Below are 4049 nucleotides of genomic sequence, written 5' to 3' on the forward strand. Positions count from 1 at the left end.
TTTTAATTGTTAGTTGTATTTTTCACATATCAACATCACAAATTATTTAAAAAGCGCAAATATCTTTATAATTTTTATTGGCCTAACCAACTAATTAATTAAGATAAATTGCGCTTATATTTAAAATAATAACACTGAAACTTCAATGTCTTTACTTATTACAATTGATGTTTAAATACATCTTTACTAACATTCATTTTTCGGTTTACATTAATTTGTTATATAGCGATATATATCATCTCTTACAGCTTTATCGAGTGCTAAATCCATCGTTACTACGTTTGAACCATTCGGCATTTTATCTTGCTTCTCTGAACCTTCTATATATCCAGCAGTTCCTAAATAATAAAAATATATACCATCATCATCTTTTTTCTGTACAAAAATATACATTTTAATTCCTTTTGCTCTATGGGACAAAATTTTCTGAACTTCTTTTGATTTTAGCGTTCTATTAGATTTAGTAAACCATTTTAATTCATCTTGACTTAAAAATTCATCTTCATATTTTGTGCTATCACTTATATCCTCATGCTTATCATAAGTGATAAATATTGGCATTTCTTGGCTTCTTATCATGTATCCCATGATTACAGACGAACCATTTTTATTCCAATTAAATATTTTGCTAAAATCTTCTCTTGAATATTTATTATATAAAATCAGTCCATTTTTACCTTTTTGGTATTTTTCATTGTTATACTTTGATAATTCAATAAGATCTTCTAAAAATATTTTAAATGTTTGATTACTTAGAGCATTAGTAAATGCATCGCTTAGTCTTATCATTCTTTCATTACATTCTATAATGGGACTTCCATAGATTTTTTCAATTCCTGCGTTGTAAAATGAAAAATCTAAAATTCTTAATGAAGTATCTATATCATCTTCTGTTATATCCTTAACTTCGTTCAACATTTTATTTTTTAATTCATCATATGTTAATTCATTTTTTAAAAGTTCTTCTAAAACTAAACTATCGATTCTTTTCAATCCAGGTGCTATTTGTCTTGAAAAGAAAACCAGATTTTTAGATTCATTTTCCGTCAATAAAGCATCTATTTTTTTATACCTTAATAAAAATTCGTAATAATTACTAAATTTAGAAAATATAACGCTTGGATCTATAGAATGTTGTTGTATAAAATCCATTAGTAACGGCATGTGTCCCAATCTATTTTCAACTTCTTCATAAGCTTTTAATATTAATTTATTTTGATTCAATGATACTGCATCCAATGAATTGTAAATCTGTTTTTTAGCAACTTCTTCAAAATTAATTGTAGATACTCCATTAATCGAATCGTTATTCGTTAAAAACTTCTTATAATTATCTTTATTTTGCGATTGATCCCCAGAAAGCGCAATCGGAATTAAATAATTGGTCTTATAATTACCAATAAAATCAATTACAGTAACATACTCTTTATTTGCACTTTTTCTTAATCCTCTACCAAGTTGCTGAATGAATATAATACTAGACTCTGTTGGTCTCAACATTACAACTTGATTGACTTCTGGAATATCAATACCTTCGTTAAAAAGATCTACAGTTATAATATAGTTAATCTTACCTTCTTTTAATTTTTCTATTACAATTTGGCGATAATTAACACTATCATCTCCTGTTAAAGCAACACTTTTAATCCCTTTTGAACTTAGTTTATCCGCTAAATCATAAGCTTCTTTTTTGCTACTCACAAAAATTAATCCTTGTAAAATTTCACCTGAATATCCATAGTAATCTGTCTTTTGAATAATATAATTAACTCTTTCATCAGAAGTTAAATATCTCAGTTTAGTTACATCATCTTCTTTAATACCTTGATGTACATAATCAGTCACACCAAAATAATGAAATGGACATAAAATATCACTTTCTAACGCTGCTTGTAACCTTATTTCATATGCAATATTATAATCAAACAGTTCAAATATACTTAATTCATCTGATCTTTCTGGTGTAGCAGTCATTCCCAGCATGAACTTAGGTTTGAAGTAGTTAAATACTCGTTGATAAGTAGATGCAGCAGAACGATGTGCTTCATCAAAAACAATATAATCAAATTCATTTTCATCAAATTGCTTAAAATTATCATCTCTAGATAATGTTTGAATGGTTGCAAATAAATATTTGGCATCGACATCTCTATGTTTTCCTGTCAACAATCCAAAATCACTATCATTTTTTATAGGTAATACTTTTTTAAATTCTTCCTTAGCTCTATTTAAAATCCCCTCATTATGAACAATAAATAAAAATTTATTAGGGTTTACTTCTCTAACATCTAATGCACATAAAATCGTTTTACCTGTACCAGTTGCAGATATTATTAACGCCTTATCTTTGGTTTTATCCCTAATAGCTTTTAATGACCTTAATGCTTCTGCTTGCATTAAATTGGGTACAATTTCCACTGATTTTTTCACCTTATCAGCTAGCAGCATTTGAGTTTGTTCAACCTCCGCTAATTTTTCTAAGGAACGGTACTCAAATGATTCTTTATATGAATTAATCCATTGCTCAGTCAGTGGGGTACTCTTTTGCCATAACAATTCAAATTCATTTTTTACACTATCAACTAAATCACCATTTTTCATAGTAGACAGTAAAACATTATGCTCATAATTAACCTTTAACGCATTAGATGTTAAATTAGAGCTTCCTATTACCATAGAACTATAATCCTTATGTTCAAAAATATATCCTTTGGCATGGAATCCAGCAATATCAGTTAATCTTACCTCTACATTTTTTAATTTAAGTAATTCTCCATACATTTTAGGACTATTAAATCCTAAGTAATTAGATGTTAATATTTTCCCTTTAACACCCTTATTGCTTAAATCTAATAGTTGAGCCTTTAAGCTGGCTAATCCGCTTTCTGTTATAAAAGCTACAGAAAAATAGAACGTTTCACATTTTTGAAGTTCATCTATAATTGTTGAAAGGACTTTTTCATTTTTATTATTTACTAAAAGCTTCGGTGTATAATTCCCTTTATGAGAAATATCTTTGTCTATAAAACCTTTTTTTAAAGATTGATTGAAATCATTTAGTAATCTACTCATATTATCCCTCAGTCATAATTTTATTAACGGCTGGTATATCCGCTGGGGCCCAATTTAATTTATCAAGTTCGTTTATTGACAACCATTCAATACTCTTATGTTCAGTTAAAGTTGGTAACTCTTTGTTTAAAGTACATTTGTATGTTGTTAACTTAACAATGCCAAAATCATATTCATGTTCTGTAGTTATGACTTTGTCTCCAACAATTAGATCACATTTCATTTCTTCTCTAATTTCTCTAATCAAAGCTTCTTTTTCAGTTTCATTCTTTTCAATCTTACCGCCAGGAAATTCCCACATTAAAGGTAGACTCATTTCTTCACTTCTCTGTGCACAAAGAATTTTGTTATCAGAAAAAATAATAGCTCCTACTACATTGATTACTTTTTTCATAAGACTCACCCTTCAATTTAAAATCATCTTAATTGTTATTCTATCAAAAATTACAAAACTATATATAAATCAATATTAAAAATTAATATTTTACAATTTCCTGCATGATATATCACTCTTACATCTACTCCATGCATTTTCATACACATCTATTATATAATACTTGTGAAAAGTATTGTCTTGGGGCTGTGTTTTTTTACTTTTGGGGCGTATTTCTTTATAATTCATTACATAAATGTAAGGGCTTTAGTTTTCATGTTTTATTAAGTCTAACTGAGATTTTGAAAGGATGTTTAGCAACAATGGATAAAGAATTATGGATAGAAAGAGCTAATGATAGTTTAGTTAAACATTTTTATGAGCAGCAATCTGACATTGAACAGCGAGAAGGTTTTGAAAGTAAATTAACATTTGGTACTGCGGGTATACGCGGAAAATTCGGTCTTGGTGAAGGTCGACTTAATAAGTTTACTATTGAAAAATTGGCATTAGGTTTAGCGCGTTATTTAAATGCCCAAACAAACAGTCCAACAATAGTCATTCATTATGATATTAGACATCTTTCAACTGAATTCGCCCAAAT

The 4049-nt window shown here is 28.1% G+C and carries 2 protein-coding genes and 1 pseudogene; 1 reads left to right on the top strand and 2 read right to left on the bottom strand.

The features are described 5' to 3' along the window. Positions 1–210: 210 nt before the first annotated feature. A complete protein-coding gene (locus tag IDG60_RS07935) occupies positions 211–3072 on the bottom strand; it encodes a DEAD/DEAH box helicase (RefSeq protein WP_000088733.1) in 2862 nt (953 codons plus the stop codon). Position 3073: 1 nt separating this feature from the next. Beyond that, entirely contained in the window at positions 3074–3466 is a 393-nt protein-coding gene (locus tag IDG60_RS07940; protein ID WP_000755946.1) for a (deoxy)nucleoside triphosphate pyrophosphohydrolase, read from the bottom strand. A gap of 131 nt (positions 3467–3597) precedes the next feature. Between IDG60_RS07940 and IDG60_RS07945 the strand changes: the two are divergent. Next, a pseudogene (locus tag IDG60_RS07945) lies at positions 3598–4049 on the top strand (phospho-sugar mutase); the annotation flags it as partial.

This window comes from Staphylococcus sp. EG-SA-2 (genome assembly GCF_017152085.1).